Source organism: Flavobacterium psychraquaticum (genome assembly GCF_034497725.1).
Lineage (GTDB): Bacteria > Bacteroidota > Bacteroidia > Flavobacteriales > Flavobacteriaceae > Flavobacterium > Flavobacterium psychraquaticum.
Map to the genome: position 1 here is coordinate 24,525 of NZ_JAXKVR010000030.1, position 19,933 is coordinate 44,457.

A 19,933-nucleotide genomic window follows, 5' to 3' on the forward strand; every position below is an offset into this window, starting at 1 on the left:
ATGAAAGCTATTATAATTGATGACGAAAAAAGAGCTCGCATTGCACTTTCACTTCTCTTGCAAGAATATTGTTCTAATGTAGAAATTGTGGCAGATTGCGAAAATTTGCCCGAAGGAGTAAAAGCTATTAGAAAACATAATCCAGATTTGGTGTTGCTAGACATTGAAATGCCCGGCCATAGCGGCTTGGAATTAGTTGATTTTTTTGATGAAAAGGAAATTACATTTTCAATAATTTTTACAACTGCTTATAATGAATATGCCATTCAAGCCTTTAAATTATCAGCATTAGATTATTTATTAAAACCAATTATTCCCGAAGAATTAATCAATGCCGTTTCCAGATTAGAACGTCAAAAAAGCATTCAGTTCAAAGCATTGGCAGAGAACATTCAGAATGAAACTTTTGAAAAAATAGCGGTACCAAGTGGCAATAGCTTAATTTTAATTCAGCTGTCTGATATCATTTATATAAAAGGTGAAGGCGCCTATTCTGAAATTCAAATGCGAGACAAAACCAAGCATCTGGTCAGTCGCAACTTAAAGAATTTTGAAGAAATCTTACTGAAAGACAGACGATTTATTAGAACTCATAAATCTTACTTCGTAAACTTTGATGAAGTTATGTCTTTCAATAAATCTGATGGTGGTTCGTTACAGATGAAAAACGGAAGTTCTATACCCGTTTCTTCTGAAAAAAGTCATTTAATTATGGAACGAATTCAAATTGTAAAACGTTAACTAAAATAATCCATCATAAACCCAACCGATTTCAAATCTTCCCAAAAGGTAGGATAGGATTTAGAAACCACCTCAGCATTTTCAATTGTGAGCGACGTTTTTAAAGCAAGCGGAGCAAAAGCCATTGCCATTCGGTGGTCTTGATAAGTTGCGATGCTAACATTTTCAATAATCTCAGAAGTCGGTTCTAAATGTAATGCGTCATTTGTAACTGAAATTTTTGCTCCTAACTTAGAAAGTTCTGTTTTCAAAGCTTCTAATCGATCGGTTTCTTTAATTTTTAAGGTATGTAAACCTGATAATTCACAGGCAATTCCTAACCCGAAACAAGTAACTGCAATAGTTTGAGCAATGTCTGGACAGTTATTAAGTTTCAGGTTTAACGTTTCAGGTTTAACGTTTTCAACTTTGTGTAGAAATAGCTGGTAATCCTTAAAAATTGTTTCCACTCCAAAATCCTTGTAAATTTCTACTAAAGCTGAATCGCCTTGTAAACTATTTTGTTTGTAGGATGAAAGTATAATTTGTGTTCCAATTTCTGACAAGGCAATGATCGAATACCAATACGAAGCCGAACTCCAATCGGATTCAATAAGCCCCCTAACCCCCGAGGGGGGAATTTGACTTAAGTATTCTATTTTTATACTATTATCAATAAAAGAAGTTTTAACTCCTATTTCATTCAATAAAGCTAGGGTCATTTTTATATACGGAACAGAAGTAACTTCACCTTCCAATGTCAATTCTAAACCATTTTCAAGTTTTGGTGCTATTAACAACAAAGCAGAAATATATTGACTACTAACATTTGCCGGAAGCGCGACTTTATTATTTGTTAACTTTTTACCTTGAATTCTAATCGGTGGAAAACCTTCTTTTTCTTCGTAAGAAATTTCGGCTCCAAGGCAATTCAAAGCATCGACTAAGATTTTGATTGGACGTTCTTTCATTCGATTTGAACCCGTTAAAACAACTTCTTTTCCTTCTTGAATAGCAAAATAAGCTGTTAAAAATCGCATTGCGGTTCCTGCATGATGAACATCGACAAGATTAGTATGCCCTAATTTTGAAAGTGCTTTTTGCATCACATCAGAATCGTCAGAATTTGAAGCGTTTTCTATTTTAATTTGTGGAAACAAGGCTTGCAACAATAACAATCTGTTGGTTTCCGATTTGGAACCCGTGATTTTGATTGACGATTGACGATTTTTGATTTTTGATTTTTGAAGTTTTATATTCATTTAATTGGCAACAAATTTTAATCCTACGATTGATAAAATTAAGGTGGTTAAGAAAAATACACGCCAAAAAGTAGCAGGCTCTTTGAAGATTAGAATCCCGACAATTACACTTCCTACAGCGCCAATTCCGGTCCACACCGCATAAGCTGTTCCTATTGGTAGTTCTTTGGTGACTTTCACTAACAAAACCATACTAATTGTTAAGCAAATTAAAAATCCGGCATACCACCAAAGGACTGCATTGCCCGTAGCTTCTTTAGCTTTTCCTAAACACGTTGCAAAACCTACTTCAAACAATCCTGCGATAATTAATAAAATCCAATTCATTTTTTTGTTGTAAAATGTATCACTATAAAATGTATACCGATCGCATTTTGTAATTCAATATACAGATTACAATATACAATATACTGTTACTTCAGTTTCTCGTTATTTTGATGACGGTCGTGATCGCGATTGGTTTTTAAATCCAATTTTTTATCAAAAGCTTCTTGCAAATTGATTCCGGTTTGATTTGCTAAACACAAAACCACAAAAACTACGTCTGCCAGTTCTTCGCCTAAGTCTTTATTTTTGTCGCTTTCTTTTTCCGATTGTTCGCCATAACGACGGGCAATGATTCGGGCAACTTCACCTACTTCTTCCGTAAGTTGTGCCATATTTGTTAATTCATTGAAATAACGAACGCCGTGTTCTTTTATCCAAGTATCAACTTCTTGTTGTGCGTTTTTTATGTTCATTTTACTCTTTATTTTTTGTGTCAATTACTAGCGTTACCGGACCATCATTAATCAAAGCTACTTTCATATCGGCACCGAATTGACCCGTTTGTACTTTTTTACCTAATTCTACTTCCATTTGTTTCACGAAACTTTCATATAACGGTATAGCGGTTTCGGGCTTTGATGCTTTTATGTAAGAAGGACGATTGCCCTTTTTTGTGGAGGCATGAAGGGTGAATTGACTAACCACGATTATTTCGCCATCAATGTCTTTTATAGATAAATTCATCACCTCATTTGCGTCTGAAAAAATACGAAGATTACCAATTTTTGATGTTAACCAATTGACATCTTCTTGATTATCAGCATCTTCAATACCAATTAAAATAAGTAGACCTGATTGAATTTGAGCTACAATCTCATTTTCGATCGTAACGGAGGCTTGAGAAACTCTTTGAATAACTGCTTTCATAAACTAATTTAATTGGACGCTTTTTTATGAGATTCCTGCGAAATGACAAACTGTGTGCGACTGAATACTGACAACTAAACACTAATTTTTCCTTGTTTCGTCGCTGGCTTTTCTTTCGGCATCATAAATATCCGCGCGATATTGCTCCTCATCTCCTTCAATCATTTGCGTATAACTTTTATATCTTGACCACGCAATTTCATCATTTTCCAATGCCTCTTTAATGGCACACTTAGGCTCATCAATATGCAAACAATTGTTGAATTTACATTGGTCTTTCAAAGCAAAAAATTCAGGAAAATAATCGCCCATTTCTTGTTTTTCCATATCGACAATTCCGAAACCTCTAATTCCGGGTGTATCGATAATTTGGGCACCAAAAGCTAAATCAAACATTTCGGCAAAAGTTGTTGTATGTTTTCCTTGCGAATGTGACGCCGATATTTGCTTTGTTTTTAAGTTTAAGGAAGGTTCTAAAGTGTTCACTAAAGTTGATTTACCAACACCAGAGTGGCCAGAAAACATAGACACACGATCTTTCATCAAGGCTTTTAGCTCTTCCACTCCAGTTCCGTCTTGCGCAGAGACGCGCAAACATTTATAACCAATAGTCTCATAAATGTGTTGCATGTATAATTGTTCGTCTAAAGTAGCTTCGTCAAACGTGTCAATCTTATTAAAAACAATGACTGCTTCAATGCCATAGGCTTCGGCTGTAACTAAAAATCGGTCAATGAAACTTGTGGTTGTTGGTGGATTATTGATTGTCACTAAGAGAAAAACCACATCAATATTCGATGCAATAATATGCATGTGATGCGATAAATTTACGGATTTTCTAACAATATAATTCTTGCGTTCGTGAATATCTGTAATCACACCTGTTGTTACATCGGTAGTATTTTCAAGATTATAAGTAACCAAATCTCCCACTGCAATTGGATTGGTACTTTTAATACCTTGCATTCTAAATTTACCTTTTATACGGCATTCCAAAAACTCACCATCTTCTGTTTTGATGGTGTACCAACTTCCGGTAGATTTATAAACAATTCCTATCATTCAAAAATAGCATTTAGAAGTTTTTCACTTCAATTAGTAATAAAGCAAAGATAGTCTTTCTTGTTAAAAATTGTAAATAAAAAAGGCTGCTTAAAAAGCAGCCTTTGAAACATATTTATACAAATATTAATATTTGTAAGCTATACCTTTTTTAATTGCTTGAGATCCACCTAAACCATTAGAAGATGCACCAACAGTAGACTTATCCGCAGTTTGCAAAATAAAAGGACATCCCATTGCTGCAGCTGCCATTTTAAGTTTTTTCTCTGCTTTTTTATCTCCTGTATTTCCTGTATGGTAATTGATTAATCCGGTTTTTCCTCTTACTTCACCATCTTTTTTTAATCCAGCGATATAAGCTTTGTCTTCTAAAATTACTACTTTTTCCCAATCAGCTTCACCTGTAACAACGATTTTTTCAGTTACTTCTTCCACACGTTTTGTTTTTCCGTATACAATTTTTTCAATTGCATATTTACCAAATGTGTTTTCAGCATCCTCACCATCATATTTAAATACAACAGTATATTCGTCTAATCTGATTACTTTTCCTTCCACAACTTCTCCGTTGTGTTTGTAAATCATATCAACTTGTGCGTTTGCTGCAAAACCTAAAAAAGCTACAGCTAAAAGTAAAAATTTTTTCATTTTATTGTTTATTTGTTAATTAACGATTGCAAAACTATAATTTTTTTTGACTTATTTTAAAAATATTATAAAATTTTTTACTTATTTATCACTTTTTCTTGATGCGTAATACTCTCTTGATGAATCGCTTTAAACAAATGCATTACAAATTCATTGCTTAATCCCTTTTCTTCGCCTTCTAAAATCATTTTTCCTAAAATTTCATTCCAACGTTGGTTTTGTAATATGGCTACATTTTTTTCTTTCTTTAATACACCTATTTTATCGGCTACTTTCATTCGGTTACCCAAAATCTCTAACAGTTTCCCATCAAATTCATCAATTTGTAAACGGAGTTTTGCCATTTTTTGGTTGTACTCACTTTCGTCATCTGATACTTTTCTAACGCGTAAATTAACAAACATTTGTTTCAATGCTGCGGGTGTTACTTGTTGCGCCGCATCACTCCAAGCGTTGTCTGGATCAATGTGAGTTTCTATAATTAATCCGTCATAATTCAAATCTAAAGCTTGTTGCGACACTTCCTGAATCATAGCGCGCTTCCCTGTGATATGAGAAGGATCGCAAATTAGAGGTAAATCTGGAAAACGATTTTGTAAATCAATCGCAATTTGCCATTCCGGATTATTTCTATATTTTGTTTTTTCGTAAGTTGAAAATCCTCTGTGAATAACACCTAATTTTTTAATATCGGCATTGTATAAACGTTCTAAACCACCAATCCACAAAGATAAATCTGGATTTACTGGATTTTTCAACAAAACTATTTTATCAGTTCCTTGCAAAGCATCAGCAATTTCTTGGACTGCAAATGGGTTGGCCGTAGTTCTGGCACCAATCCACAACACATCAATATCGTGCGCTAATGCTAATTTCACGTGAGCGGCTGTGGCTACTTCCGTGGCAATTAATAATCCGGTTTCCGCTTTTGCTTTTTGCAGCCATTTTAATCCAATTTCACCTACTCCTTCAAATCCACCAGGACGCGTTCTTGGTTTCCAAATACCCGCACGAAAAATCGTTGCATCAGAATCCTTTAATTCGTGTGCGATTTTCAAAACTTGCTCTTCCGTTTCAGCACTACAAGGTCCGGCAATAACTAAAGGATGATTTAATTGAAATTCATCTAACCAAGTACGTAATGTTTTATTGTTTTCCATAACTATTCTACTTTATTACTACAAAAAAAGTCCCGAAAAAATTCGGGACTTGATTATAGGTGTGACTATTATAAACAAAGAATTCCCAACATTAGCTCTGTTGAGTATGCCAGCAATTCGTTGTGCTATTTATTTGAATGTTTTTCATTTTAATGATACAAAATTAGTATATTTTGTCGTTAGTAAAAAAGAAAATGAAGTTAAGTTTATTTTTTTTCTACATTTGTTACTTAAATTTATAGATATGTCTATTGAAGTTCAAAATATTTCTAAAAGTTATGGTGATCAAAAAGCACTGGATAGTATCAGTTTTTCTATTAAAAGAGGAGAAATTGTAGGTTTTTTAGGTCCAAATGGTGCTGGAAAATCGACTTTAATGAAAATATTGACGACTTATCTAGCAGCAGATTCTGGAAATGCAATCGTAAACGAACACAATGTCGTTTCCAACCAAAAAGCAGTGCAACAATCTGTTGGCTATTTACCGGAACACAATCCGTTATATTTGGATTTATATGTTCGTGAATATTTAGCTTTTAATGCTGATTTACACAAAGCACCAAAATCTAGAATTGAAGAAGTGATTGTTTTGACAGGTTTAACTCCAGAAAGTCATAAGAAAATTGGTGCACTTTCTAAAGGATATCGCCAACGTGTAGGATTGGCAACAGCTTTATTACACAACCCCGATGTTTTGATTTTGGATGAACCCACTACAGGATTAGATCCAAATCAGTTGGTTGAAATTCGTGATTTGATTAAAAACATCGGAAAAGACAAAACGGTTTTTCTTTCTACTCACATTATGCAAGAAGTTGAAGCTATTTGTGATCGCATCATTATTATCAACAAAGGGAAAATTGTAACCGATAAGAAATTAAACAATTTAGTTGCAGAAGAAACGGAACAAATTATTGAAGTAGAATTTGATAAAAAAGTAACTGAAGCTGATTTTATCACTTTAGTCGATTTGAAAGCTGCGAAAAATACGCACGATTTTGTTTGGGAACTTACTTTCAACACGGCAACTGATATGCGTCCCGTTTTGTTTGATTTTGCACACGATAACGGATTGAAAACCTTACAAATTGCATTAAAAAGTAAAAATTTAGAACAAATTTTCAGAGAGAAAACAGCTAAAAAGTAACGAAATAAAACATAAAAAATCTCCTTACAAACAAAATTATAAGGAGATTTTTATTTTATGATACGCTATTAGTTTAAAGTCGCTAAATATTGTTTTCTTAATGTGAAATATTCATCATAAACCACTGAAAGTGCGTATTTAGACAATCCTTCGTTTAAAGTTGAACTATATATAAATTCATCCTCATTAAATCCATACTTAGTGATAGCTGTTTTAATATGATTTACAGCTTCCGCTTTATTTCCTTGCAAGAAACAAGCATTTGCCAATTCTACATAAACTTCCTTTAAATCTTCACTACCTGAAATTTTAATATAAGTTTCGTATGATTTTATTGCTTCAGTGTAATTTTTTGCTTTTTGATATGCTCTAGCTTTATCAAGTAAATTTCCTGAATCATTTGCGAAATTCAACTGTGTAATGAATAAAATAACGAATGTGTAAATAATTCTTTTCATCTGTTTTTGTTTTTAAATCGGATTAAACGTACAACTTTTTTTTAAATAAAAAATATTGAAAAGGTTGACATACTGTTATATAGCCACATTAAAAACTTCAAATAAAACATTTTTTTAAACTATTCATAATTACGAGTGTAAATACTGTTACGAAATAAAATTATAATTATAAAAAACAATTAAATGCGTAAATATTCGAAAAAAAGCACTTTTTAAAAAATAATTCGTTTTTAATCGCCTTTATCTGTCATTCACCGATTACTTTGGATAAAAAAACAAAAGTCTCTTAAAAAATTAATTCACACCACTTTAAGATTGCAATACGAACTAAAAAATACTTCGAGCGATAGCTTTTACATTTTCTGCTTTTCCCATCGAATAATAATGCAATAATGGAATTCCTGCTTTTACTAATTCTTTACTTTGTTGGGTACACCATTCGATACCGATTTGCTTGACTGAATCATTGTCCTTTGCTTTTACAACTTCCATAATTAAATCATCGGGTAAATCTACTTTGAAACGGTGTGGAATTAAATTCAACTGTTTTTTCGTTGCAATAGGTTTTAATCCTGGAATAATCGGAACTGTAATTCCCGAAGCTCTGCATTTAGCTACGAAATCAAAGTATTTTTGATTATCAAAAAACATTTGCGTAATAATGTAATCGGCTCCATTTTTAATTTTTTGCTTCAAGAAATGAATATCGCTGTCCATACTTGGTGCTTCCATATGTTTTTCAGGATAACCTGCTACGCCAATACAAAAATTAGTTTTATTCGTGTTTTGTAAATCTTCATCTAAATAAATTCCTTTGTTTAAATTACTGATTTGTGTCACCAATTCGGAAGCATAATTGTGACCTTCTTTTTCGGCCTTAAAATAGGTTTCGCTTTTGACTGCATCACCTCGAAGTGCCACAAGATTATCAATTCCTAAAAAATCCAAATCAATTAGTAAATTCTCAGTATCTTCTTTTGAAAATCCACCACATAAAACGTGCGGAATGGCATCGACTTGGTATTTATTTTGAATTCCAGCACAAATACCAACCGTTCCTGGTCGTTTTTTGACGACTTTCTTCTGAAGTAATCCGTTGGCCAATTCTTTATATTCGTATTCTTCACGATGATAAGTAACATCAATAAATGGTGGATTGAATTCCATTAACGGATCGATTCCATCAAAAATAGATTGAATATTTTGTCCTTTTAACGGTGGTAAAATTTCGAAAGAAAACAAAGGCTTTCCATTTGCTTTTTCGATATGTTGGGTTACTTTCATTTATAAAAATTGTATATTGTATTGTTGTATATTGTATAATCTGATTTTATATTGAATTATCTTTAATATTCAGGATACAAAAAAATTATTCTGATATGTTTGGTGCAAGCCATTTTGTAGCTTCTTCCGTGGTGACATTTCTTCTTTTGGCGTAATCGGCCACTTGGTCTGCTTTTATTTTTCCCAATCCGAAATATTTACTTTCAGGATTTGCAAAATAATAACCCGAAACGGATGAAGCGGGCCACATTGCCATACTTTCAGTTAGTTTTACTCCGATTTTTTCCTCTACTTCTAATAATTTCCAAATGGTCGGTTTTTCTAAATGGTCGGGACAAGCCGGATATCCGGGAGCTGGACGAATTCCTTTGTAACTTTCTTGAATTAAATCGGCATTTGAAAGATCTTCATTTGCATCATAACCCCAAATTTCTTTTCTCACTTTTAAGTGCAAATACTCCGCAAAAGCTTCTGCAAAACGATCGACTAATGCTTTTACTAAAATAGAATTATAATCGTCCAATTGCTGAGCATATTCGTTTGCTTTTTCTTCCACTCCAAAACCTGTCGAAACGCAAAAGCATCCCATATAATCTTGAATATTGGCTTCTTTTGGTGCAATAAAATCTGATAAAGCAATATTTGGAGCTCCAGCTGTTTTAGCACTCTGTTGTCTTAAACTCAAGAACTTCTCGACTCCGCTCGAAGTGACAACTTCAATATCATCATCATTTATGGTGTTTGCTGGAAAAATTCCTAGAATTCCTTTTGCTGTGAACCAATTTTCAGCAATAATTTTTTCCAACATTACTTGTGCATCTTTGAACAAATCTGTTGCTTGTTCGCCTACAACCTCATCTGTTAAAATTGCAGGATATTTTCCAAACAACTGCCAAGATTGAAAAAACGGTGTCCAATCGATAAAAGGCACTAATTCTGAAAATGAGACATCAATCGTTTTCGTTCCAATAAAATTTGGTTTAATTGGTGAATAATTTTCCCAATTGATCTTAAATTTATTTTTACGAGCATCGGCAATTGACAGATATTTTTTCTCTCTACTTCTGCTTAAATATTGTTCACGAAGTGCGGTATATTCTTCTTTAATATTTTTCGAATAACTTTCTTTTGTTTCCTCTTTAAGCAAACTACTCGCCACCGTCACAGCTCGTGAAGCATCATTTACGTGTACAATTGTTGCTTCATATTCTGGTGCAATTTTCACAGCGGTGTGAGCTCTCGAAGTTGTAGCACCACCAATCATTAATGGAATTTTGATGTTTAACTTGTCCATTTCCTTCGCTAAATAAACCATTTCATCTAACGACGGGGTAATTAAACCGCTTAATCCGATTATATCTACATTCTCTTTAATAGCAATTTCAATGATTTTTTCAGGCGGAACCATTACTCCTAAATCAATGATTTCGAAATTATTACAAGCCAAAACAACGGCTACAATATTTTTACCAATATCGTGCACATCACCTTTAACTGTTGCCATTAATACTTTTCCAGCCCCCCCCGCCCCCGAAGGGGGAGCTACCAAGTTTGCGGTTATTGTTTTGATGACACTTTCTAGTTCAAACAAAACTTGTTGATTTGTAAACCGAATAACCCTGTAACCTTCCGCTAAAAGCCATTTTGTTCTTTCTGCATCACTTATTTTGTTTTCTGGCAATTGATGAATTGCACCATCGACTTCAATAATTAAATTTTGTTTCAAACAGATAAAATCTGCGATAAAATCTCCTATAATATGTTGTCTTCTGAATTTATGTCCCTCAATTCCCTTATTACTTAAAACATTCCACAGCATTTTTTCAGCATCTGTTGGTTTGTTTCTCATTTCAAAAGCAAATTTTTTCAACAATCCATAATTATATGGATTTGCAGTTTCCCAATGTTTACTGTCCTTAACTCCCCCTTTGGGGGCTGGGGGGCTTATATAAGGTAAAAGATAAGCAACAGCTTTTTTCATTACACGAGCTGATTTTACTACTTGAGGTAAAAACATCTTTCCGCTTCCGAATAAATCACCCACAACATTCATTCCGGCCATCAGATTAATTTCGATGACTTCTATTGGTTTTTCGGCTAATTGACGAGCTTCTTCTACATCAATTTCAATAAATTCATCAATTCCTTTTACTAATGAATGTGTAATTCGTTCTTGAACAGAACCATTTCGCCATTCTTGAATTCGTTTTTCATTGACTTTGACATCACCTTTAAAACTTTCGGCTAAGTCCAAAAGGCGTTCGGTTGCATCATCACGTCGGTTTAACAAAACATCTTCAACGTGTTCTAGTAAATTTTTATCAATTTCATCGTAAATCTCTAGCATTTCTGGATTTACAATTCCCATTGTCATTCCGTTTTGAATCGCGTGATATAAAAAGGCCGAATGCATTGCTTCTCGCACTTTATCGTTTCCACGAAAAGAAAAAGACACATTACTTACTCCGCCCGAAACCCCAGCATAAGGTAAGTTTTCACGAATCCATTTTGTAGCGCTAAAGAAATCCAAAGCATTCAATTTGTGTTCGTCCATTCCCGTTGCTACTGGAAAAATATTGGGATCGAAAATGATATCTTCGGCTGGAAAACCGACTTCATCCACTAAAATATCATAACTTCTTTTACAAATTTCTATTCGTCGTTCGAAAGAATCGGCCTGACCTTTTTCATCAAAAGCCATTACAATTACAGCACAACCATAGCGTTTTATTAATTTTGCGTGATGCTTAAAAGTAGTTTCGCCTTCTTTCAAAGAAATTGAATTTACGATTCCTTTTCCTTGAATTACTTTTAAACCCGCTTCGATAATTTCCCATTTAGAACTATCAATCATTACAGGAACTCTAGCAATATCGGGCTCTGATGCAATTAGATTTAGGAATTTTGTCATTGCGTAAACGCCGTCTAACATCCCTTCGTCCATATTGATGTCGATGATTTGAGCTCCGCCTTCTACTTGTTCTCTGGCTACAGCAAGTGCTTCGCTGTATTTTTCGTCTTTAATGAGTCGAAGAAATTTACGCGAACCGGTTACATTAGTGCGTTCTCCAACATTAATAAAGTTAGATTCTGGGTTTATGATTAAAGGTTCTAGACCTGATAACTTTAGGTACTTACTGGTTGTATAACTCATCGTTTATTCGCTTATAATGCTTGTTGACTTCATTGCAAAACAGTTTAAAATCTGTTTTTAGATTTAGCCATTTATTTTGTACTCCTATTTTTCTATTTTCGATTATATTTTTCATTGCAATCAGACTTCGAGGACGCTACCTATTGGTTTAAATTCGCGTGCTACTTCGGCTATTAATTTGATGTGTTCTGGCGTTGTACCACAACAACCACCTATAATATTTATGAGATTGTCTTGCAAATATTCTCTAATTAAATCTCGCATTTCTTCTGGCGTTTGATCATATTGCCCGAAAGCATTTGGTAAACCCGCATTTGGATGTGCCGAAATATTTAATTGCGTATTGTGTGCCAAACGCTTTAAATATGGCTTCAATTGATCTGCTCCTAAAGCACAATTAAAACCAACGCTCAACAAGGGAATGTGCGTAATTGAAATCAGAAATGCTTCAACGGTTTGACCAGAAAGTGTTCGTCCAGAAGCATCCGTGATTGTTCCGGAAACCATTACAGGAATATCGATATTGCGTTCTTCTTTTACTTCTTCTATAGCGAACAAAGCTGATTTTGCATTTAGTGTATCGAAAATCGTTTCGACTAAAAGTAAATCGCAACCGCCGTCAATTAATGCTTCAATTTGTTGTTTGTAAGCTGTTTTTAAATCGTCAAAAGTTACGGCACGAAAACCAGGATCATTTACATCTGGACTCATTGATGCTGTTCTGTTCGTTGGACCAATGGAACCTGCAACAAAACGAGGTTTATCACTAAATTCATCCGCAACTTCCCTAGCAATTTTGGCTGATTGAAAATTTAATTCGTAAACCAAATTTTCTAAATGATAATCTGCCATTCCGATGGTTGTACTCGAAAACGTATTGGTTTCAATGATATCTGCACCGGCTTCAAAATACGCACGGTGTACCGCTTTTACGGCTTCGGGTTGTGTTAGGGATAATAAATCGTTGTTTCCTTTTAAAGGATGAGCGAAATCTTTGAAACGTTCTCCTCTGAAATCTTGTTCTTCAAATTTATAGCGTTGCAACATCGTTCCCATAGCACCATCAAGGACAAGAATTCTTTCTTTTATAACTTCTTCAATTTTATACATATATACTTACTTATAAAATTGTCATCAAGAAACTGGAAAGAATTTCATTGAGTTATCTTTTTCTAAATACTGATACAATTTCAGCATTAAGAATAGAATGTAGCACCTTTCTTATTAAAGGAATAAGAGGTTGCCAAGCTTTCATTGAGTCTAATCTCTCCAGCTTTCGTGATAACAATCATTATTTTTATGAACAGGTCAAAATTACTATTAATTCCGTAAAAAAGAAATATTTTCTAAATAAACGTTTATTTTTGAATTAATTAGATTTAAAATCTATAATTTGTAGTTTTTACAGAATTATTAAAACGTATTCTTTGGTTTTAAAATTTTATTTTAAGCCAAAATAAGTTCCTTACTTTTTATTTTATCAGCAATTTTCAAAAGATCACTCAAAATACCTCTTGCAGTAACTTCTATTCCTGCGCCTGCGCCTTGAATTACAATAGGAATTTCTCCATATGATTTTGTGTAAATCTCAATTAAATTATCTGCCCCTTTTAACTGTCCTAAAGCAGTATTTTTTGAAACAGAAACCAATTTAACTTCTAATTTTTTAGACTTCACATCAAATTCACCAACATATCGGAGCACATTATCTTCTGCTTGGGCAATTTTCGCGACTTCAAAAGGCTTGTCAAAAAGTAATTTGTTTATTGAATATTCTTGTCTTGAATGCGTTTCGTTTAAATCTGGCAATAACAAAGAAGAAACTTGAACATCTGAAAACTCAAACTCTTGTTCAATTTCTCGTGCTAATATCAATAATTTTCTTGCCACATCATTTCCTGATAAATCCTCACGAGAATCGGGCTCAGTAAAACCATTTTTTTCTGCATCTATTAAAATAGTTGAAAAAGCAGAATTTTCACTTGAAAATCTATTAAAAATATAACTCAGCGACCCTGAAAAAACACCTCTTATTTTGGTTATTTCTTCGCCTGAAAAATGCAAATCTCTAACCGTTTGAACAACCGGTAATCCGGCTCCAACATTAGTTTCATACAAAAACGTTTTATCAAAAATTTCTAAATTATCTCTTAATTCTGTATAAAAACTGTACTCTAACGTGTTCGCTTTTTTATTGGCAGCAACAATATTAAATCCATTTTGAATTAACGGAATATAATGGGAAATAATTTCAGAGCTTGCAGTAGCATCAATTGCAATTAAATTTTCCAATTCATTATTATGAACATACTCAATAATGTCTTCAATTTTAAACGGAATTGCCAATTGCTCAAAGTTTGTTTCCCATTCATTTCTTACTCCTTCCTTTTCGAAAAAAGCTACTGTGGAATTCGTAATAATTGGAAATCGCACCTCAATATTTCTTTTTTCAAGAAAAAATTTCTGACTTTCTAAAACTTGATTAATTAAAGTGCTCCCGACATTTCCAATCCCGAAGAGCACAATATTTATTTTAATTGTTGCCATATTTTTTGTTTTTATTTGTTAAAAATGGGCTTTAAAAAAGCGTTTAACTGTTCATATTCTATCAGAAAAGCATCGTGTCCGTGAATGGATTTAATTTCGTGATACAACACATTATTCTTCTGTTTTTTGATTTCCTGAAAGGCCGTTTTTATTTCGTTAGCCGTAAAAAAATAATCGCTATCAACACTAACGAGATAAATGTTTGAAGCGATACTTTGTAAAACTTCAGACGGATTTGATGGGTTGAAACAATTCGTAGTTTTCAATAAATGATTCATCAATTTGTAGGCTGAAAGTTGAAAGCGATTTTGCAATTTTTCGCCGTGATGCAACAACCAACTTTCGACTTGAAACATTCCGTTTTCATTTTGTAATTTCGAATTGAATTTTTCTTGAAAAGATTCGGGCGTTCGGTATAAAAGCATTGCGTGAATTCGGGCATCGTGAATTGGGTTTTTGGAATTATTAAGTATTAAATCTTGGATTAAAACATTTCCAATCAACCAATCGGAAGCTTTCCAACTTGTAGTAACCGGAATTAAATTCGCAATTGCTTTTGGTCGAATGAATGCCATTTCCCAAGCGATTGCTCCGCCTAAACTTCCGCCAATAACTGCAAAAACGGCATCAATTTTTAACGAATCGATTCCTTTCCAAAATAAATTTGCGATATCATACGTCGTGAAATCTCCATAATTTTCAATTTGATTTTCTTCGTCTTGATACCCGTTTCCCGGAATATTAAAAGCTAAAATGGTGTATTTATTCGTGTCGATCGTTTTATTTTCTCCGATTAATGATTTCCACCAACCGTTTTCACCTGTTACTTGAGAGTTCCCCGTTAAAGCGTGATTTACCACAACCAAAGGAGCAGTTCCAATCGGTTGACCAAACAACTGATAAGACAACACAATTTTGGATTGAATTACTCCATTTCTTAATGGAAAATCTTCGAGTATTATTTTTTGAATCGCGCTCATACTACTTTTTTAAAAAAGAATGCCTTTAGAAAAATCCAACGACAGTCTTCACAACAAACTAAAATTTAAACTTTATTAGGAACTGAAATTTTCTCAAAAACTGCTTTTAAATCGGCTTTTAAATCTTCAACATCCTCCAAACCAACTGATAAACGAATTAAATCTTTAGAAACACCAGTTGAAATTTGTTGGGCTTCCGATAATTGTTGGTGCGTTGTGCTAGCCGGGTGAATTATTAAAGATTTGGTATCACCAATATTTGCTACAAGAGCGAATAATTTTGTTCCATCGGCTACTTTTTTAGCACCTTCAAAACCACTTTTTAAACCAAATGTTACTACACCACTTTGTCCTTCTGGTAAATAGTGTTGAGCTAAATCATAATATTTCGAAGAAGTTAACCCTGGATAATTTACCCAAGCGACTTCACTTTGCTTCTGCAACCATTTTGCTAATTCCAACGCATTTTCACTGTGTTTTTTAATTCGAATGGCTAAAGTTTCTAACCCTTGGATAATTTGGAAGGCATTAAAAGGACTTAATGACGCACCTAAATCGCGTAAACCTTCGATTCTAACTTTTGCAATAAAGGAAGAAGCTCCTAAAACTTCGTAATATTTTAAACCGTGATATCCTGCTGATGGCTCTGTAAATTCAGGAAATTTTCCGTTACTCCAATCGAAATTTCCAGCATCGATAATGGCACCACCTAATGAAGTTCCATTTCCGCTAATATATTTCGTTAAGGAATGAATCACGATATCTGCTCCGTGTTCAATTGGGTTTAATAAATAAGGCGTTGCGACCGTATTATCTACGATAAAAGGAACTTTGTAGGATTTTGCTATTTTTGAAATTGCTTTTAAATCCAACACATCTAATTTTGGATTTCCTAAACTTTCAGCAAAGAAGACTCTGGTGTTTTCCTGCGATGCTTTTAGGAAATTTTCTGCATCTGACGGATCTACAAATGTTGTTGTAATTCCTAATCTTGGTAAAGTAACGTTTAGTAAATTGTAGGTTCCGCCGTATAAACTATTCGAAGCGACAATGTGATCTCCTGCTTTTAAAAGAGTCAATAAAGTTGTTGCAATTGCTGAAGCTCCTGATGCGGTTACTACTGCTCCGATTCCTCCTTCTAACTTGGCTAATCGTTGTTCAAGAACATCATTTGTTGGGTTATTTAATCGGGTATAAATGTAACCAGCTTCTGCAAGGCTAAAAAGATTTGAAGCGTGATCTGAATTATTAAAAACATACGATGACGTTTGATAGATTGGAACGGCTCTTGTTCCACCATTATTAGTAACATCGTGTCCTGCGTGTAATGCGTTTGTTGCAAATTTATTTGTGCTCATTTTATTTAAATTTTAAGGTTTTTTTTGTTTTTTGTTTTTTTCGAATGTATTCTTACTGGCTACACATTCGACAACATCGTCTTGGATAATAAATTACTGTTTTCATATTTTACATTTTTAGAAATAAAAAACCCCTGCTTTTGGCAGAGGTTAAAGTGTATGTTTATAATTAGAAATTACACAATAGTTTTCCTCTGCGGTTGCTTCCACATCATCATACACATATTGCACATTGTAAATTTCATAATCTCTTTGTTTTTATTTGATGGGACAAAATTAGATTTATTTTCTGCAATAAAAAAATTAATAGATTTATTTTCCGAATTTTGTTATTAAAAATACGATAATAAGATTTAAAAACTATCACATCGTAATTCACATTTAAAATAAACAAGCATTTACGAAAATAGTAGGCAAAAAAAATAAGGACCTGAAGTCCTTATCTTTTTAATCTTAATAAAAGGTATTATTTATTTTTTGATAAACTTAGAAGTTCCTGTTCCTTCATTCGTTTCGATAGTAACAAAATAAACACCTGAAGTTAAATCAGACACATTAACAGCAGTATTGTTCATACCGGCATCGTTAGTGTTTTTAACTGTTCTACCATTCATATCTACAATGTTAATCGCATTAATTGTATTGTTATTTTTCGCAACAATATTTAATTCGTTAGCCACCGGATTTGGATACATTGAAAAATTGTTAGAGAAGAACGAATCTGCACTTGCAACAGCAGTGGTTGTTACTTTAAAATCATCAACCATAAACATGTAATGATCTACAGAATTACACAAAATTCCTACACGTATTGATTGATTTGCATAGGCATCTAAACTGAATGTTTTTTCTTGCCAAGTATTATATGGAGCTATTAAATCTGATGCTCCTGAGATTATCGTAAAGTCACTAGCTCCCGTTGGAACACCAGCACCAACATAGATACCAACTTTATACGTTTCTAATCCATAACTCGATGAAAGAGATTTTACCCAAAACTTAACTTCGTTTTGAGAAGCTCCTAAAGCCACAACCGGACTAACTAGCCAATCATTATTAGGACCCGCTCCTCCTGCTCCAGCACCCGGCATAACTGCCGCCCAACTTGCCATATATTTTTGACCTCCAGGACGAGCATCAAAATTTCTTAATTCTGTTCCAGAATCAGCGTTTGTGGCACCCGCAGCTGTTGGATTAAAAACAATATAGGCCTGTGGTAAAAATGAATTAGTCCATGGATCTGCACCATCTGGAAGCCCTCCAGCATATGTTGTAGAACCATCTATATCAATTGTTAACCAGTTTCCCACACCACTAATTGCAAAATCAGCATACGTTTCAAAAGAATCTTGAAACAATACAGTTTGTGCATAATTGTTTGCAGTAACACTGAAAAAAGCAACAGCTAAAAGTAAAATTTTTCTCATATTATGTAATTAATAAGTTAATAAAGTATGAATTTATGAAATATCAAACAATAAACCAAAAATATTGTGTTAAAAAAGTCTTTTTATAAATAAAAGTTAACAACCAATTGAAATTCAAATTCATTTCATACATTTGCAAAGAATTTAGAGGAAAAATTTGAACTGATTGCAACCTCGTTAAAAAAATGCTAAAGCAGGAACACTTCCTTTTAGTACTTTTTCGCGACTTTTTCTTTTTTTATTTTTCCATATATATAATATTTTAATTTTATACTATGGCATATTTATTTACGTCTGAATCTGTAAGTGAAGGACATCCAGACAAAATAGCGGATCAAATTAGTGACGCTTTAATTGATAACTTTTTAGCATTCGACCCTGAATCAAAAGTAGCTTGTGAAACATTAGTTACAACAGGACAAGTGATTTTAGCAGGAGAAGTAAAATCAAAAACCTATTTAGATGTACAAACCATTGCTCGTGATGTAATCAAGAAAATTGGTTATACTAAGAGTGAATATATGTTTGAAGCGAATTCGTGTGGTGTTTTATCGGCAATTCACGAACAATCTGCAGACATTAACCAAGGTGTTGACAAAGTAAACAAAGAAGATCAAGGAGCGGGTGACCAAGGAATGATGTTTGGTTACGCTACGAATGAAACGGCAGAATTTATGCCGTTGGCTTTGAAACTTTCGCACCAATTATTACAAGATTTAGCAGATTTAAGAAGAGAAAATAAGGAAATCACTTATTTACGTCCGGATGCTAAATCACAAGTTACTTTAGAATACTCTGATGATAACAAACCGGTTCGTATTGATGCTATTGTAGTTTCAACTCAACACGATGATTTCGCTGACGAACCAACGATGTTAGCAAAAATTAAAAAGGATATAATTGAGATTTTAATTCCAAGAGTAATAGCTAAGAATCCTCAATATGCTCATTTATTTAATGATTCTATTAAATATCACATCAATCCAACAGGGAAATTTGTAATTGGAGGACCTCACGGAGATACTGGTTTAACAGGAAGAAAAATTATCGTAGATACTTATGGTGGAAAAGGAGCTCACGGTGGTGGCGCTTTTTCAGGAAAAGACCCATCAAAAGTGGATCGTTCCGCTGCTTATGCAACACGCCATATTGCTAAAAATCTTGTAGCTGCTGGTGTAGCTGAAGAAATTTTAGTACAAGTTTCGTATGCAATTGGAGTTGCTGAACCAACATCAATCAACGTAAACACTTATGGAACTTCAAAAGTAATTATGACCGATGGTGAAATCAGTAAAATTGTACAAAGCATTTTTGATATGCGTCCTTACTTTATTGAACAACGTTTAAAATTAAGAAATCCAATTTATAGCGAAACGGCTGCTTACGGACATATGGGAAGAACTCCTGAAACCGTAACTAAAACGTTTACGGCTCCAGGTGGTTTAACAAAAACTGTTTCTGTTGAATTATTTACTTGGGAAAAATTAGATTTCGTAGATCAAGTAAAAGCTGCTTTTAAAATCTAAATTAAT

General features: G+C 33.6%; 18 protein-coding genes and 1 riboswitch. Of the genes, 3 read left to right on the plus strand and 15 right to left on the minus strand.

The genetic code is table 11. The features are described from left to right. A complete protein-coding gene (locus T1L09_RS09920) occupies positions 1-741 on the plus strand; it encodes a LytR/AlgR family response regulator transcription factor (RefSeq protein WP_322550807.1) in 741 nt (246 codons plus the stop codon). On the opposite strand, the gene T1L09_RS09925 is transcribed toward T1L09_RS09920, so the two are convergent. The 7 genes from T1L09_RS09925 to T1L09_RS09955 form a co-directional block, all read right to left on the minus strand. Continuing rightward, positions 738-1,982, minus strand: a complete 1,245-nt coding sequence (locus tag T1L09_RS09925; RefSeq protein ID WP_322550808.1) for a 3-phosphoshikimate 1-carboxyvinyltransferase — start codon at positions 1,980-1,982, stop codon at positions 738-740. The two genes, T1L09_RS09920 and T1L09_RS09925, sit on opposite strands and share 4 nt — an antisense overlap. Beyond that, positions 1,983-2,309: a DMT family transporter gene (locus tag T1L09_RS09930; RefSeq protein ID WP_322550809.1), complete on the minus strand. Its 327-nt coding sequence runs from the start codon at positions 2,307-2,309 to the stop codon at positions 1,983-1,985. A gap of 86 nt (positions 2,310-2,395) precedes the next feature. After that, positions 2,396-2,722 carry a nucleotide pyrophosphohydrolase gene (locus tag T1L09_RS09935; RefSeq protein ID WP_322550810.1) on the minus strand — a complete coding sequence of 109 codons (327 nt, stop codon included), beginning with the start codon at positions 2,720-2,722 and terminating at the stop codon, positions 2,396-2,398. Position 2,723: 1 nt separating this feature from the next. Beyond that, positions 2,724-3,176, minus strand: coding sequence for a D-aminoacyl-tRNA deacylase (gene dtd / locus T1L09_RS09940; protein ID WP_322550811.1), 453 nt, complete (start codon positions 3,174-3,176; stop codon positions 2,724-2,726). A gap of 81 nt (positions 3,177-3,257) precedes the next feature. Continuing rightward, on the minus strand, positions 3,258-4,238 hold the full coding sequence (rsgA, locus tag T1L09_RS09945) for a ribosome small subunit-dependent GTPase A (protein WP_322550812.1): 981 nt from the start codon (positions 4,236-4,238) through the stop codon (positions 3,258-3,260). A gap of 126 nt (positions 4,239-4,364) precedes the next feature. Further along, positions 4,365-4,886, minus strand: coding sequence for a hypothetical protein (locus T1L09_RS09950; protein WP_322550813.1), 522 nt, complete (start codon positions 4,884-4,886; stop codon positions 4,365-4,367). 77 nt (positions 4,887-4,963) lie between these two features. Continuing rightward, positions 4,964-6,046 carry a bifunctional 3-deoxy-7-phosphoheptulonate synthase/chorismate mutase type II gene (locus T1L09_RS09955; RefSeq protein ID WP_322550814.1) on the minus strand — a complete coding sequence of 361 codons (1,083 nt, stop codon included), beginning with the start codon at positions 6,044-6,046 and terminating at the stop codon, positions 4,964-4,966. A gap of 244 nt (positions 6,047-6,290) precedes the next feature. On the opposite strand from T1L09_RS09955, the gene gldA reads away from it, so the two are divergent. Next, positions 6,291-7,193: a gliding motility-associated ABC transporter ATP-binding subunit GldA gene (gene gldA, locus T1L09_RS09960; protein ID WP_322550815.1), complete on the plus strand. Its 903-nt coding sequence runs from the start codon at positions 6,291-6,293 to the stop codon at positions 7,191-7,193. A gap of 68 nt (positions 7,194-7,261) precedes the next feature. Here the strand turns inward: gldA and T1L09_RS09965 are convergent, their stop codons facing one another. From T1L09_RS09965 to T1L09_RS10000, 8 genes are all read right to left on the minus strand, one after another. Continuing rightward, entirely contained in the window at positions 7,262-7,651 is a 390-nt protein-coding gene (locus T1L09_RS09965) for a tetratricopeptide repeat protein (RefSeq protein ID WP_322550816.1), read from the minus strand. A 327-nt stretch (positions 7,652-7,978) separates the two neighbouring features. After that, positions 7,979-8,935, minus strand: a complete 957-nt coding sequence (metF, locus tag T1L09_RS09970) for a methylenetetrahydrofolate reductase [NAD(P)H] (RefSeq protein ID WP_322550817.1) — start codon at positions 8,933-8,935, stop codon at positions 7,979-7,981. Between the two features lie 85 nt (positions 8,936-9,020). Continuing rightward, positions 9,021-12,089 carry a vitamin B12 dependent-methionine synthase activation domain-containing protein gene (locus T1L09_RS09975; protein ID WP_322550818.1) on the minus strand — a complete coding sequence of 1,023 codons (3,069 nt, stop codon included), beginning with the start codon at positions 12,087-12,089 and terminating at the stop codon, positions 9,021-9,023. Between the two features lie 120 nt (positions 12,090-12,209). Further along, a complete protein-coding gene (locus T1L09_RS09980) occupies positions 12,210-13,199 on the minus strand; it encodes a homocysteine S-methyltransferase family protein (RefSeq protein ID WP_322550819.1) in 990 nt (329 codons plus the stop codon). Positions 13,200-13,248: 49 nt separating this feature from the next. Beyond that, a riboswitch (SAM riboswitch) is annotated at positions 13,249-13,377 on the minus strand. 158 nt (positions 13,378-13,535) lie between these two features. Then, positions 13,536-14,636 carry a homoserine dehydrogenase family protein gene (locus T1L09_RS09985; RefSeq protein WP_322550820.1) on the minus strand — a complete coding sequence of 367 codons (1,101 nt, stop codon included), beginning with the start codon at positions 14,634-14,636 and terminating at the stop codon, positions 13,536-13,538. A gap of 11 nt (positions 14,637-14,647) precedes the next feature. After that, positions 14,648-15,616 (minus strand): alpha/beta fold hydrolase, encoded by a 969-nt coding sequence (locus T1L09_RS09990; RefSeq protein WP_322550821.1) that lies wholly within the window; start codon positions 15,614-15,616, stop codon positions 14,648-14,650. 65 nt (positions 15,617-15,681) lie between these two features. Further along, positions 15,682-16,974 (minus strand): O-acetylhomoserine aminocarboxypropyltransferase/cysteine synthase family protein, encoded by a 1,293-nt coding sequence (locus T1L09_RS09995; RefSeq protein ID WP_322550822.1) that lies wholly within the window; start codon positions 16,972-16,974, stop codon positions 15,682-15,684. A gap of 470 nt (positions 16,975-17,444) precedes the next feature. After that, entirely contained in the window at positions 17,445-18,401 is a 957-nt protein-coding gene (locus tag T1L09_RS10000) for a T9SS-dependent choice-of-anchor J family protein (RefSeq protein ID WP_322550823.1), read from the minus strand. A gap of 275 nt (positions 18,402-18,676) precedes the next feature. Between T1L09_RS10000 and metK the strand changes: the two genes are divergently transcribed. Next, positions 18,677-19,927, plus strand: coding sequence for a methionine adenosyltransferase (gene metK / locus T1L09_RS10005; RefSeq protein ID WP_322550824.1), 1,251 nt, complete (start codon positions 18,677-18,679; stop codon positions 19,925-19,927). Positions 19,928-19,933: the final 6 nt, after the last annotated feature.